Here is a 13,417-nt window from a genome sequence, read left to right as displayed (position 1 = left end):
TAGTACCCGTTCTTTTTTCAGAACGGGTGAAATGGAACACATCAACATAATAATAAATGCGGGTATTGCGCTAAGCGCACTGGCAGTAGGCGTGATCATTGGCAACTTAAAAGGCCGCAATCAATCACAGCAAGCGCAGTCAGATAAGGAATTACTGGCACAGCGACTTGAGCAATGTCAGCAACAGGCCGAAGCGAATACTGGTTCACTTCAGACCCAACTGACAGAGTACAAACAGCATGTGCAGGCACTGCAATTACAAAATCAGGATTATGCAGCCAAAGCCGCCCTGGTGCCGGAATTGCAGCAACAACGCAATACGTTGCAGCAGGACTATAAAGCACTTCAATTGCAATACACCGAGCTAAAGTCGGCCAGTGAAGCACGTCAGGCTGCGTTTGATGAAGCGCGTAAAAGCCATGATGAAAAGCTTGATGCACTGCAAAACGCGGAAAAACGTTTGCAGGAACAGTTTGAAAACCTGGCAAACAAGATTTTTGAAAAGAAAGCAGAAAGCTTTTCTAACGACAATAAAACCCGGTTGGATGCCTTACTTAACCCGCTAAAAGATCAAATCGAAGGATTTAAGAAGCAGGTAACCGACCAGTATGTTAGAGAAGGTCAGGAACGCGCATCGTTAAAAACCGAGATCCTGGGATTAAAAGCGCTGAATCAGCAGATTACCGAAGATGCTGCTGCGTTAACCCGCGCGTTAAAGGGCGATAATAAACAACAGGGCAACTGGGGTGAAGTGGTACTGGAGCGTATCCTGAAAGAGTCGGGCTTGCGTGAAGGGCATGAGTTTGACACACAAGTATCGGTACGCAATGAGCACGGTAAGCTTCAGCAGCCTGACGTAGTGGTGCATTTGCCCAACGACAAAGACGTGATCATCGATGCCAAAATGAGTCTGGCAGCTTATGAACGTTACTTTAATAGTGATGACGAAGAGGAGCGGGCGCGTTATTTAAGAGAACACGTTAACTCTATCCGTACGCACATTAAAACGTTGGGCGCTAAGGACTATCAGGAGCTGGAAGCCCTGAGAACACTCGATTACGTGTTGATGTTTATACCGGTTGAGCCCGCGTTTTTGCTGGCGGTAGATGCTGATCCCGAATTGGTTACACTGGCGTTAAATCAGAATATCATGCTGGTATCGCCCACCAACTTACTGGTAGCACTGCGCACCATCAATAACATCTGGCAATACGAATACCAAAACCAGAATGCACAGAAAATTGCACAGCATGCTGCGAAGTTATACGACAAGTTTGCCGGTTTTATTGGTGACATGGAAAAAATTGGCAAGTCGGTTGAAGCCACTCAAAAACACTATGATGCAGCGTTCAATAAACTGTCTTCTGGCAGGGGAAATATACTGCGACAGGTAGAGCAATTCAGGCAACTGGGCGTGCAGCCTAGTAAGCGGCTGGACAGTGATGCCATGAGTGACGACGATGACAGCGAAGACTAGTCGCTAATTCGCTGTTGCCGTTGGTATAGGATGGGCAGGGGTTGCGATGATACTCTGATCACGCCCGTTTCGTTTGGCTTCATACAATGCATTATCGGCCAGGGTCAGCAATCGGTCCTGGCTGTTTACCATAGTCACATCCGCGCAACCTGCACTGATGGTAAGGGCAGGTGTATTGATTTGCCATTCACTGGTGCGTAACGCCTTGCATATTTTATTGGCCACTTCATTGGCTTCTGAGGCGGTCTGTCCAGGCAATAATATAATAAACTCCTCGCCACCAAAGCGGGCAATTACGTCGGTTTGCCGAACCGTTTGCCTGAATACACTGGCTGTATTAACGATCGCGTTATCGCCCGCCGCGTGTCCGTATTTGTCGTTAATCAGTTTGAAGTGATCAATGTCTAACATAATGATACTAAAGGGCATATTGTATCGTTGGTAAAGCCCAAAATAATCAGCGAGTTTAGCCTCAAATGCCCGGCGGTTTAGTAAACCGGTTAGCTGATCGTGATCGGCCAGGTGTTTCATTCTGATGATAAGGCGCGATACCGCGGTGCCTACTGCCGTAACATTAATTAAAATAATCAACACGATGTAAATCCACATCAGTATCGGACTGCTTTTTGACGACAACGGAATCGCTGTGATCACTTCGCGTTGATATAGCAGCCACATAGCGCTTTTCATGCCAATGATGAGTACTAAAGAAATGTCAGGTATGCTCAGAATGGCCGCATTGGAATAGTTAAACGCCGATGCCAGTGCGCGAAATTTCATCCAGGTAGTGGAAATCAGAATAAACAGCGCTAACAATAACAAGGTAACTGATGTCAAATTCGCCGATATCTGACCTAAAAGATGCAAAGCCGCAACGCCTGCAGCACCAATCATCAGAACACGAATCCATCGTGGATCCAGCGGTAATACCAGCAAATGTCGTAAAGCAAGGTTGTACATCACCAACGTAATCAGTAACGTTAGATCAGCGATCACCCAAAGGTTGGTTACAGGAAAAGTAAATTGTTGCGCGCCTAATACCAGTGAGAGGGCGAAAAAGCCATTGGCGGCGGAAAACCGGACACTGCTTTGGTAATAGAGCCTGAGTGGTTTGCCGATCACCAGCCAGCACAAGCAAAAAAACAGTGCAATCAGGATATTTACTTTGCTTAGATCAATACTGGCCGACAAATAAACGTCCATGATAAACCTTATGACATTACTACAGCCTGAGTATAGTTGATCAAGTCACTCATGTACCTGCAGAGTTTTTAGGAGAAAAGGATGCGAACCTTTGCTGCTGTGTTTCAAACCATGCGACCGCCATTCTTGTTACTGGTAATGAGTTGTTTAGTACAATCGTTAGGTATGCTCACTTACCTTAATATCGACTGGTCATGGTTATTATTTAGTCTTGTTTTTGTGTGTGGGCTTTCGGCTCACATTGCAGTGAACATGTTAAATGAATATCACGACTGCGCGTCGCAGCTGGATTTTAATACCAGTAAAACACCGTTCAGTGGCGGTAGCGGCGCATTAGTACTGAATCCTGGTGCGTTATCGGCAGTAAAAACAGTAGGGTGGTTGTTTGTATTTTCAACTATCGTGTCTGGTTTACTGATATTGAATATGACCAAGGCACAGCCCGCCAATCTTGTGTTAATGGGAATAGTGGGGGTGGCAATTATTATTGCTTATACCCCGGTGTTAAATCGGTATGCGTGGCTATGTTTAATTGCGCCCGGTGTGGGATTTGGTGTACTAATGAGCTATGGCAGCTTTGTGGTATTGAGCGGCTCACACTTATGGATTGCTTTCATATTGGCACTGGTACCTTCGTTACTCACGAATAATTTACTGTTATTGAATCAGTTCCCGGATGCACAAGCCGACGCAGAGCATGGCCGCAACCACATAGTCATTAAACGTGGCTACCGCATGGCTGCGTCGGTGTATTTTGTGCAATGGCAGTTGGCCGTATTGGCGTTGGTGATAGGGCTGTGGTGGCTCAATGTTCCCTGGTATGTTTTCCTGGCTGGTTTACCCTTGGTATTCGGGCTGCGAATTTATGCACTATCAAAAGACTACACGGCTACCACGCCCGCATTTTTGGCTGGAATGGGGCAGAATGTATTGATGACGTTACTTACCCCGGTATTACTTGGAGTGATGCTATGTGTGGCAGGTTGAACGTAGCCGACAGCCCGGGGGTACGAGCCCTTTGTGATCAGTTGGAAATCGCGCTGTGGCCGGATGAAGGCATGTTAACAAAGCGATTCACCCGCGCTACCGACCGCGTAAGTATTATTTTGCGCGATAAAGGCAAAGCCGTTATGCGCAATGCGATTTGGTGGTTGTTACTGGAGAGCGATCATACAGGGCCCATAATGCGTTTTGTTCCCTCAAAGTACACTTCGTTTAATACCCGTTACGATAAACTGAATACCCGTGGCAGTGCAGGCTACCACGCATTCAGACAGCAACGATGCGTGATCCCGGCCAGCGGGTTTGGTGAATCGCAAAAAGCAGGCTCGCAAACCTATTATCACGACTTAATAGCCGATAGTGACAACCCATTAGCAATGGGCGGGCTTTACAGGGAATGGCATGGCAGAGACACCCACGGCAATGCGTTTGTTGAAACGTCTTGTTCAGTAGTAACACTGGCGCCACATCCCAAGCTGTTACCCATACACGAAAAGGCCTCACCACTTATGCTGTCGTTACACGATAACAGCGTACAGCGCTGGCTGGATTGTGAAACGTATCCGTCGGATTCATTGGAAGATTTACTGGTACCTACAATTCGCCATCGGTATACCGTTATTCCTATAAGCAAGCCTTCACTGTATGAACCAGTTGGTGACAGTTTTGTGATAGCGCCCGATTAAGTAAAACCCATCTCCATGAAGAATTAGTCCCATAAAAAAGCCCGCAACGACATTACATCGTGCGGGCTGTTTTATTATGTCACATGCTTAGTGCATTACACGTTTTCTGGCACGTTGCAAGGTTAGCAGTGCCAGACCAATCAACAAGCCAATGCCCAAACTACCGCCGCCACTACTTGGGCGGTTAGTTACGGTTACACTAACGGATTGTGTTACGGTTGAATTACCGTCGGTAGCCGTGACGGTAAAGTTAACCGTGGTAGAACTATCCGTCTCTGGTGCGGTGCTACTGAATGAAGAGCCCGGCACACCGTTGATGGTAAAGGTGACTGTGTCACCTTCAGGATCGGTAGCCGTAGCACGTATTGTAATGGTACTACCTTCTTGTACGCTGGATGGCGCACTTACGGTAAGTACCGGAGGCTGATTTTCAGTCACCGTTACCGTAGCCTGTGCTGAGCTGCTGTAACCAAACTCATCAGTGGCTGTTATTTTAAGCACTATCGTGTTGCCGCTCGCCGCAGAGGCTGGCGTAACCGTTATCGTTTCACCACTTACCGATACCGAAGCAGCGGGGCCGCTGAGTTGTTCAACGCTCAGCGTAACACTGTCACCGTTGGCGTCGGACACTGTTACAGGCAATACCGTCGCTTGTTGTTCGGTCATCGACAGGCTGGCTGTGGTTGCGCCGTTGATCAAAATAATCGGCGCAGCATGTACCTGTACATCACTGTTAGCTGCCAGTGACTCGCTACCCGTGCCCGGAATATTGGTTACCGAGGAGGTGAGGGCTACCAGCACAGCACCACTGATATTGGCGTTATTATCTAAACGAAGCGAGAATGACAGAGTGGTATCGCCAGCCGCCTGGATAGACGAATTATCGGTTAAACACAGCACTGTGCCCGACGAAATTGCGTTTACCACCGAAGCCTGAACACTGTTGTCAGCCGCGCTGATATAACCAAAATGGCCACCGCTTTGGGTGCTTTCACTGGCATAACCAATGGTTGATGGTGTTGAATCATCGTGCAGAGTAACATTGTTGTAGGCAAACATAACCGAAGGCTCACCATTAGCAGCATCGTGCACTAGGATCACCTCGAAATCGGCAGATTCAGTACCCGACACCATACCGCGCCATTCAATGACTGACACCTTGCCATTATTAAAAGACGCTGCGGCGATACCCGCGTCAGACGTTGTAGCGAACGACCAGTCGCGCCAGAAGGGGGCCAGTGTTACCGCATTATTCTGCAATCGGGTTAATGATTGGTTGATACCAGGACGCGCAGATACACGCGCATCTGTACTGGTGATAAAGCCTTTAGACGACACATTCAGGCTGTTGAGGGTGTCGTTTAATACCTCAAACTGAATAGGGTAGTTAGCCAGTGCCGTATCCAGTGAGCTGAAATTGGCTTTGTAACCCAGTGCCTGAAGATCGATGTATCCGGTACCCTGGCCCACATTGGGCACAGTGCACTGAGGATCGCTCTGGTTTGACGTTAAGTCGTAAGACGCGGATGTGCCATTGGCCGTTTGGGTAACCTGCCACGCAATCGTTTTACCGTTTACCACTCCGCCATTACCAACGCTTCCGTTAACCACAGATGTACCATCCGGAACGGTTACGCTTATCTCGTAATCGCGGTTTTCATTGGTATTATTGCGCTTAACGGTAACTGCATAACTCGCGACATCACCGGGACCAACACGGCCAGATGACGTAGCGGCCATTGTTACATCGTTTATACCGCGCACCAGATCCACCGGAATGGTACCTAGATTGGCCGGGTTATCGGCGTCACTGCCTACTACAATTGCGCCAAAGTAGCGGTCGCCTTCAAGGCTGTCTGGCAGTTGCCAGCTTACACGCATGTCGAAGGGTTCCCGAAGGGCAACACTGGTTGGCCCGTCAACGGATAATGTACCTTCGTCTACCGCTGGAACAACGGCATATTCTAATACAAAGTCATCGGTTGCCCGGTTTGATCCGGTGTAGTTTTGCACAAATACGTAGTAGGTACCGGCATCGGGATGCGCAATATTAACGTATTCATCCCAGCTTCCCGTGGTAGATGCTGCAATGATTTCAGAGGTGGAAATTGACTCATCACCGTTGATATCGAAAACCACAAACAAATCCAAATCTGGCGCAGTGGAGTCGCTAATCAATGCCACAAGGCGGTCGGTATTCTCTTCTACTTCAACTATCTGAAGATAGACACCATCGTCAATGTCATCCAGGAAGGTATCATTATCTGAATCTTCAGCCAGGGATTCGTTAACTACAGTCGCGGCTACTAAACCCGATGCACGGGCTGTAAAGTCAGTAATCTCAATGGCAACCAAATCCTTGATTAGCAGTGAATCTGCGTTGCGGTAGCTGGTTTGGCTAATGTCATCAGGGAAGTTGCCATTGGAAGCCACTACTGCAACTGGCAAGTGTAAATCAGGTGAATTTGCTGAAGTGAGTAATATCTGCGCAAATTCCCAGTCGCCATCATTGGCGTTCCAGGTATTTACAGTAACGGTAACTGTTTGAGATTGCCCTGCTGCAAGAGTGAATGAGGCCGGTGACACCGACACTTCAAGGCCGCTCGCCATGGCATCGCCGGCGACAGTCCAGCTACCCGCTTTTGTGGCGGTGAATGTGCGTTGCCAACTGCATTCAATTAAGCAATTGTTGTCTACCAGCGCCGGTATATTAAGATCTTTGGGTTCTCCTCCAAGATCTGGGTCGGCGGCTTCGTAATTGGCTTGTGTTTCTTCAATAATTAAACCGGCGTTTACCGCTTTGTTCACCTGAATACGACCCGATCCCATATCCAGCCAGTTGGCATCATCCAATGAACCCGCCACCCGCAAATTCGATTCGGCAGTCATCATCAGCGCTGATCGAATAGCATCGGCACTCCAGGTGGGATTTACCTGACGTACCAGTGCGGCAGCGCCCGCTACATGAGGAGACGCCATTGATGTGCCATCCAGGTAAGCGTAATCCGCTGGGGCAGGACTGGTGGTTTCGTGGCCGTAATGTTCATCGGCATAGGCTGCATAAATTTGTACACCCGGTGCGCTCACCATGGGCAGCAATGTGCTTATTTCGGTATTAGGACCGCGCGATGAAAAGCTCGCCACCGTATCTAACGAATCCTCATCAATAGACAAGGTACCCGACGTAGTAGAAATCGTCGCTCTGTGGCCTGAACCACTTGCCAACCAGGTGCGTAACTGATTACCCGCAGCGAGACTAACGTGAATACCGGGGATTACATATACATCACCTACCAGGTTATTGGCATCGGCCGACACGTTTGCCAGAATATAACCACCGGCACCGCCGTCTGCGACATTTTTGGCTTTTTGTACCCGGGCGATTTCGCCTCGATCACACATTACTATTTCACCATTAAACGTGCCTGCTGGGAATGGTGCCAAACACTGTGCCGGGTCGCCGTCGGGGTCGTTGGCATTGGTGTAATCTCCTGCGTACACCACGGTAGCCGTAATGCCTGCGGTATTACTTTGCCCGGTTATTGTGGAAGGCGCTGATACCCCACCAGAAAATCCAGACAGTGTTTTTGTGAAATCCACTACGCGACCGTGGTCTGTTGCTGCAACCGGAGTGATCCAGGGCGCATATTTATCGCTGGTTGCTGCCGCGGGGCCATCGTTTCCGGCAGAATGGGCTACAAAAATACCCGCGTTATTGGCTGATAACCAGGCTTCACTGAGTGCATCGCCCCATACCGCCTCGCCACCAGAAATCGAATAGTTAATCACGTCTACAATGCCTGTTTCGATAGCATCATCAATAGCGCTGATCGCCAGACTGTAGTAACAACCGGTGTATTTGTCGTCAGATTCACCGGGTAAACAGGTTTGAAATGCGATGATATTGGCATGAGGTGCCATACCGGAAATCTGGCTGAAGGCAAATTCACCCGGATAGCCGTCACTGACTTCCTCGTCGAACGCCAAACCATACACAGGAACGTTATTCAGGACGTTGCCTGCTGCGGTACTTGCAACGTGTGAACCATGCCCGTTGTAATCCTCGCCGTTGCGATCAAGTCCAATTGGAAATACGTCGGTATCGGCGTACTGACTGGTGATCAGTGAATAGCTGTATACGCCGATCAGTTTGTCGTTACACAAGCCCGGGAAACTACCCGCACAATCACCTAAATAATTTCCCGACCCCAATGGGTTAGTATGGGTATAGCCATCGCCGCCGGTCGCGGCAAAAGAAGGGTGATCGGTGTTAATACCAGTATCAAACACGGCTACAACAGTGCCTTCACCCATGGCATCAAGGCCACTGTCTGCCGCGCCTGACCACACTTGTCGTGCGCCAGTTAATTCGGTACTGGTATCGGTATTCAATTTAAGCTTTTTGTCAGCTTCTACGGCTTTCACACCACTGAAATTGCGGATTGTTTCTGCCTCTGCAGCGGTCAGGTTCATTACCACACCGTTGATTGCATACTGAAATTGCTTGAGCGGTGTGGTGTTACCCGTAACGGATGCCACGCGATTTAGCAGGCCCGCCTGTTGTTGTTTTAAATAGTTGCGGTACGCAGTTACTTCACGCTTTTGGGAATTAACCCGGCTGAGTTTACCTTTGGTTGCATTAACTGGCATGGTAGCCTCAAAACCGCGAATGCCGCCGCTGTACTGGGCTACCGATGGTTCGGTGAGACGAATAATATAAGGTTGTTTCTCTGAAGCATTTGCGGTAGCGCTGGATGCTTGATGCGTTACTACATTAACTGGTTTGTTTACCGATGTTGGTTCAATAGCCTGATTATCGGCAATAACTGTACTGGTGAGTAACAGTCCTGATACGACGAAAGGCACAGTGTAAATTGGCTTCACTTATACTACTCCATAGCGGTGGCCGGTTTTCTGTCGGCTTATAATTTTGTCGAGTTTTATCACATCAGGCTATCTGGTGTCATAGGCTTTTACGAAACTTTGTATAAAGACCGATCAATTCACCAATAGTTTTCAGTGCATTATTTACACGTAATTTTAGCAGTGAATTAACCTGAGTTTTACATCTTGCAAAAAAGTAGAAGAACCATCACGTTTCTGTGATTCCAAAGAAATGTTTATCCTCACGTTAACGTAAACTAATTGTTAAATTAGTCAGACGCTCCTTTATTACCTGTTCTACGATAGATATAGGTTAAAAATCCCTTTAGAGGACGCCAATGAACGACAGAAATCACCTCGACCATGTTGCCTTAACGCACGAGGTTAAGATCATAGAAAACGGGCTGCTCGATATTCCCATGCTGGCCATTCTTGATCCAGATGGAAAAATTTATCCGGGCGCAACTGTGCCGCAGATGGACCAAACACTCGCTGGTAAAATTTATCACACGATGGTTTACACGCGCCTACTGGATGAACGTATGGTGGCTGCCCAACGCCAGGGGCGGATCAGCTTTTACCTTGCCAGCACCGGCGAAGAAGCCGCGGCGGTTGCCAGTGCTGCGGCATTGTCTGAAAACGATATGATCATGAGCCAGTATCGTGAGCAGGGTGCATTAGCGTTTCGTGGATACCGTACCGAACAGTTTATGAACCAAATGTTCTCTAATCGTTTGGACCCGAATAAAGGCCGCCAGATGCCCATCCACTATGGCGACAAAGCACTGAACTTCATGACTATCTCGTCGCCACTGGGCACACAAATTCCGCAAGCGGCAGGCTATGCTTATGGGCAGAAATTGGCGGGTAAAGATGCCGTTACCATCTGTTATTTTGGTGAAGGTGCAGCATCAGAAGGGGATTTTCACGCGGGTGTAAACATGGCGGCAGTACTAAATTGCCCGGTTATTTTCTTCTGCCGTAACAACGGCTACGCCATTTCTACCCCTGCTGCGGAGCAGTTTGCCGGTGATGGTATCGCCTCACGTGGTATTGGCTACGGGGTGAAGACCATTCGGGTCGATGGCAACGATCCATTGGCGGTTTACAGCGCTACCAAACAAGCCCGAGCAATGGCACTGGAAACCAATCAACCTGTATTGATTGAAGCCATGACTTACCGACTGGCTGCGCATTCTACGTCTGACGATCCCAGTGGTTATCGTTCTAAGAACGAAGAAGACAAATGGCGCTTGAAAGATCCGCTTTTGCGCTTTAAACAATGGCTACTCAGTAAAGGCTGGTTAGACGAAGCCGCAACAGACCAATTTATGCAGCAAACGCGCAGCGACATTCTGGCTGCGTTAAAAACCGCAGAACAGGTAGCGGTAAATCCGTTGGCCGACATTGTTGAAGATGTGTATGCCGAGGTGCCCTGGCATTTGAAGGAGCAACGCGATGCGTTAATTGCGCACGTGAAAAAGTATCCTTCGAAATATCCTAAAACGTCAGGGGAGCAATAAGCATGGCAAAATTAAACTTATTACAAGCCATCAATCAGGCACTGATCACTGCCATGACCGACGATGAGAAAGTCGTGGTGTTTGGTGAAGACGTTGGCTATTTTGGTGGTGTATTCCGCGCAACCAGTAATCTACAGGAAAAATTTGGTAAAGCTCGGTGCTTTAACACGCCACTCACCGAACAGGGCATCATTGGTTTTGCCAATGGTTTAGCGGCGCAGGGCAGTGTACCGGTTGCCGAAATCCAGTTTGGTGATTACATTTTTCCCGCATTCGACCAAATCGTGAATGAAACCGCCAAGTTTCGCTATCGTTCAGGCGGTCAGTTCACCTGCGGTACGCTTACTATCCGCACGCCTTACGGTGGTGGTATTTCTGGCGGTTTATATCACTCTCAGTCGCCAGAAGCGTTTTTCAGTCATGTACCAGGCTTAAAAGTGGTGGTGCCCCGCGATCCGTATCAGGCGAAAGGTTTGCTGTTGTCGGCTATTCGCGATGACAACCCGGTGCTGTTTATGGAGCCAAAACGCTTGTACCGCGCTTCAGTATGCGAAGTACCAGAAGAAGAGTACACCATCCCATTAGGTAAAGCCGACATTGTACAGGAAGGTAACGACATTACGTTGCTGGCCTGGGGGGCTCAGGTTGAAACCATTAAAAAAGCGGCTGATATGGCGCTGGAAGATGGTGTGTCATGCGAGATCATCGATTTACGCAGTATTCTTCCCTGGGACGCGCAAACGGTTGCGGAGTCGGTAATGAAAACAGGTCGCTTGCTGATCAACCACGAAGCACCGGTTACGTCCGGTTTTGGCAGTGAAATTGCGGCGCGTATTCAGGAACAGTGTTTTCTGTACCTGGAAGCGCCGATCACGCGCGTGTGTGGCCTGGATACTCCTTTTCCGCTGGCGCATGAAAAAGAATACATGCCGGATGAATTTAAAACTTACGAAGCCATTAAGCGCGTACTGAACTACTAAGGGACAAAACATGACAGATTTTATTTTGCCCGATATTGGCGAAGGCGTAGTGGAATGCGAGCTATTGGAATGGCTGGTAAAAGAAGGTGACAGGGTTGAGGAAGATCAACCCGTTGCAGAAGTGATGACCGATAAAGCGACGGTACAAATCCCGTCTATGCATTCAGGCACCATTACCAAATTATTTTATAAAGCTGGTGATATTGCCAAAGTACACGCGCCGCTTTTTGCGATGGCACGCGACGGCGAGACTGAAGCGCCTGTTCCGGTGAGTGCAGCTCAAACGCCATCTCCAACACCTGCAACTGAGGTTACAACACCTTCAGTAGCCAATGAAACCTTCATTCTGCCTGATATCGGTGAAGGTATCGTAGAGTGCGAAATCGTTAAGTGGCACCTGAATGAAGGTGACCATATGGAAGAAGATGATGTGGTAGTAGAGGTGATGACCGACAAGGCGGTAGTGGAAATACCCGCCAAATATGCCGGTATCATGACGAAGCGTTATCATCAGGAGGGTGAAATTGCAAAAGTGCATGAACCCCTGTTTGAAATGCGCGTTGCAGGCAGAGAAGCTGTTACATCGATGGCTACTGCTAATACGCCGCAAACACCAACGGTTAAATCTGAACCTTCAGTTGGTATGCAAAGCCAACCTGTTGCGCAATCGACTTATCAGCCATCGCATGGGTTTAGTGAAGGAAGTGAAGAGCCTGTTAAGATGATTTCAGGCAAAGTTGCGGCCAGCCCTGCTGTTCGCAGGCTTGCCCGTGAAAATGGCGTAGATTTAAAACAGATAAATGCCACGGGTAAAAAGGGCCGTGTGCTGAAAAAAGACGTACTGGCGGTGCTGAATTCGGCTGTTATCCAGCCCAATGCTAATGATGTTAACGTGCCTGTTAACAACGCGTCGGTGAAACCTGTGGCAGGTGATGTAAAACGCGTACCACTTACGCCGGTTCAGCGTGCTATGGCTAAGCAAATGACCCGTTCAGTAAGCACTATTCCGCACTTTACGGTATCGGAAGAGCTGGACATGCGGGGTTTAATGAACTTAAAAGCCATGCTGAGCGATACGTTTGCTAAGCAGGATATCAAACTTACGTACATGCCGTTCTTTATTAAGGCGTTGTCGTTATGTATGCAGGAATATCCCATCTTCAACGCGCGTTTGAGCGAGGATGAAACGGCGCTGGATTACCTTACCGATCACAATATCGGTTTTGCAGTGGACAGCCCGATTGGATTGCTGGTACCGAATATTAAAGGTGTACAGGATCTGAGCGTAATGGACATTGCCCGCCAAATGCAGTCTATTGTGCAGGCTGCCCGGGCCGGTAAGTTGTCTTCTGAACAACTGAAAGGCGGTACAATAAGCATTTCCAATGTGGGAGTGCTGGGTGGTACCACGGCAACGCCTATCATTAATCATCCGGAGCTGGCGATTGTTGCGTTAGGCAAAATGCAAACCCTGCCCAGGTTTGATGCGAATGGTAACGTAATAAGCGCATCCATTATGCACCTGAGCTGGTCTGCCGATCACCGGGTAATCGACGGCGCTACCATGGTGAAGTTTAACAACCTGTGGTGCGATTACCTTAGTGAACCGGTAAAAATGCTGAGCAAGCTGCGCTAGTTTGGCATTGTCACAGGCAGGTTGTC

At 48.6% G+C, this 13,417-nt stretch carries 8 protein-coding genes; 6 read left to right on the top strand and 2 right to left on the bottom strand.

Annotated features, from left to right (window positions below):
- Positions 1–31 precede the first annotated feature (31 nt).
- Positions 32–1,477 (top strand): DNA recombination protein RmuC, encoded by a 1,446-nt coding sequence (gene rmuC / locus FJ444_RS07720; RefSeq protein WP_140957511.1) that lies wholly within the window; start codon positions 32–34, stop codon positions 1,475–1,477.
- 3 nt (positions 1,478–1,480) lie between these two features.
- Here rmuC and FJ444_RS07715 read toward each other — a convergent pair whose 3' ends face one another.
- Positions 1,481–2,680, bottom strand: a complete 1,200-nt coding sequence (locus FJ444_RS07715) for a GGDEF domain-containing protein (protein ID WP_140957509.1) — start codon at positions 2,678–2,680, stop codon at positions 1,481–1,483.
- An 81-nt stretch (positions 2,681–2,761) separates the two neighbouring features.
- Here FJ444_RS07715 and FJ444_RS07710 point away from each other — a divergent pair, with 81 nt between their 5' ends.
- Complete coding sequence (locus FJ444_RS07710) at positions 2,762–3,667, top strand: prenyltransferase (RefSeq protein ID WP_140957507.1); 906 nt, start codon at positions 2,762–2,764, stop codon at positions 3,665–3,667.
- Positions 3,652–4,368, top strand: a complete 717-nt coding sequence (locus FJ444_RS07705; protein ID WP_140957505.1) for an SOS response-associated peptidase family protein — start codon at positions 3,652–3,654, stop codon at positions 4,366–4,368. Before FJ444_RS07710 ends, FJ444_RS07705 begins: the two co-directional genes overlap by 16 nt.
- Before the next feature lie 87 nt (positions 4,369–4,455).
- On the opposite strand, the gene FJ444_RS07700 is transcribed toward FJ444_RS07705, so the two are convergent.
- Positions 4,456–9,252 carry a S8 family peptidase gene (locus tag FJ444_RS07700; protein WP_140957503.1) on the bottom strand — a complete coding sequence of 1,599 codons (4,797 nt, stop codon included), beginning with the start codon at positions 9,250–9,252 and terminating at the stop codon, positions 4,456–4,458.
- Positions 9,253–9,590: 338 nt separating this feature from the next.
- Here FJ444_RS07700 and FJ444_RS07695 point away from each other — a divergent pair, with 338 nt between their 5' ends.
- Genes FJ444_RS07695 through FJ444_RS07685 form a run of 3 tightly spaced genes read left to right on the top strand, consistent with a single transcriptional unit; the run spans position 9,591 to position 13,391 of the window.
- Complete coding sequence (locus tag FJ444_RS07695) at positions 9,591–10,775, top strand: thiamine pyrophosphate-dependent dehydrogenase E1 component subunit alpha (protein ID WP_140957501.1); 1,185 nt, start codon at positions 9,591–9,593, stop codon at positions 10,773–10,775.
- Positions 10,776–10,777: 2 nt separating this feature from the next.
- Complete coding sequence (locus FJ444_RS07690) at positions 10,778–11,755, top strand: alpha-ketoacid dehydrogenase subunit beta (RefSeq protein ID WP_140957499.1); 978 nt, start codon at positions 10,778–10,780, stop codon at positions 11,753–11,755.
- Positions 11,756–11,765: 10 nt separating this feature from the next.
- Complete coding sequence (locus tag FJ444_RS07685) at positions 11,766–13,391, top strand: dihydrolipoyllysine-residue acetyltransferase (protein ID WP_140957497.1); 1,626 nt, start codon at positions 11,766–11,768, stop codon at positions 13,389–13,391.
- The last annotated feature ends 26 nt before the right edge of the window (positions 13,392–13,417 follow it).

The organism is Aestuariibacter sp. GS-14 (assembly GCF_006494365.1).
GTDB lineage: Bacteria > Pseudomonadota > Gammaproteobacteria > Enterobacterales > Alteromonadaceae > Alteromonas > Alteromonas mangrovi.
The sequence above is the reverse complement of the archived record's forward strand: the minus strand, read 5'-3'. Positions and strand labels throughout refer to the sequence as shown.

What these genes read in the sequence shown, in the direction of transcription:
- FJ444_RS07695 (WP_140957501.1), top strand. Translation starts at nt 9,591, where the DNA reads ATGAACGACAGAAATCACCTCGACCATGTTGCCTTAACGCACGAGGTT.
- FJ444_RS07690 (WP_140957499.1), top strand. Translation starts at nt 10,778, where the DNA reads ATGGCAAAATTAAACTTATTACAAGCCATCAATCAGGCACTGATCACT.
- FJ444_RS07705 (WP_140957505.1), top strand. Translation starts at nt 3,652, where the DNA reads ATGTGTGGCAGGTTGAACGTAGCCGACAGCCCGGGGGTACGAGCCCTT.
- FJ444_RS07715 (WP_140957509.1), bottom strand. Translation starts at nt 2,680, where the DNA reads ATGGACGTTTATTTGTCGGCCAGTATTGATCTAAGCAAAGTAAATATC.
- rmuC (WP_140957511.1), top strand. Translation starts at nt 32, where the DNA reads ATGGAACACATCAACATAATAATAAATGCGGGTATTGCGCTAAGCGCA.
- FJ444_RS07710 (WP_140957507.1), top strand. Translation starts at nt 2,762, where the DNA reads ATGCGAACCTTTGCTGCTGTGTTTCAAACCATGCGACCGCCATTCTTG.
- FJ444_RS07685 (WP_140957497.1), top strand. Translation starts at nt 11,766, where the DNA reads ATGACAGATTTTATTTTGCCCGATATTGGCGAAGGCGTAGTGGAATGC.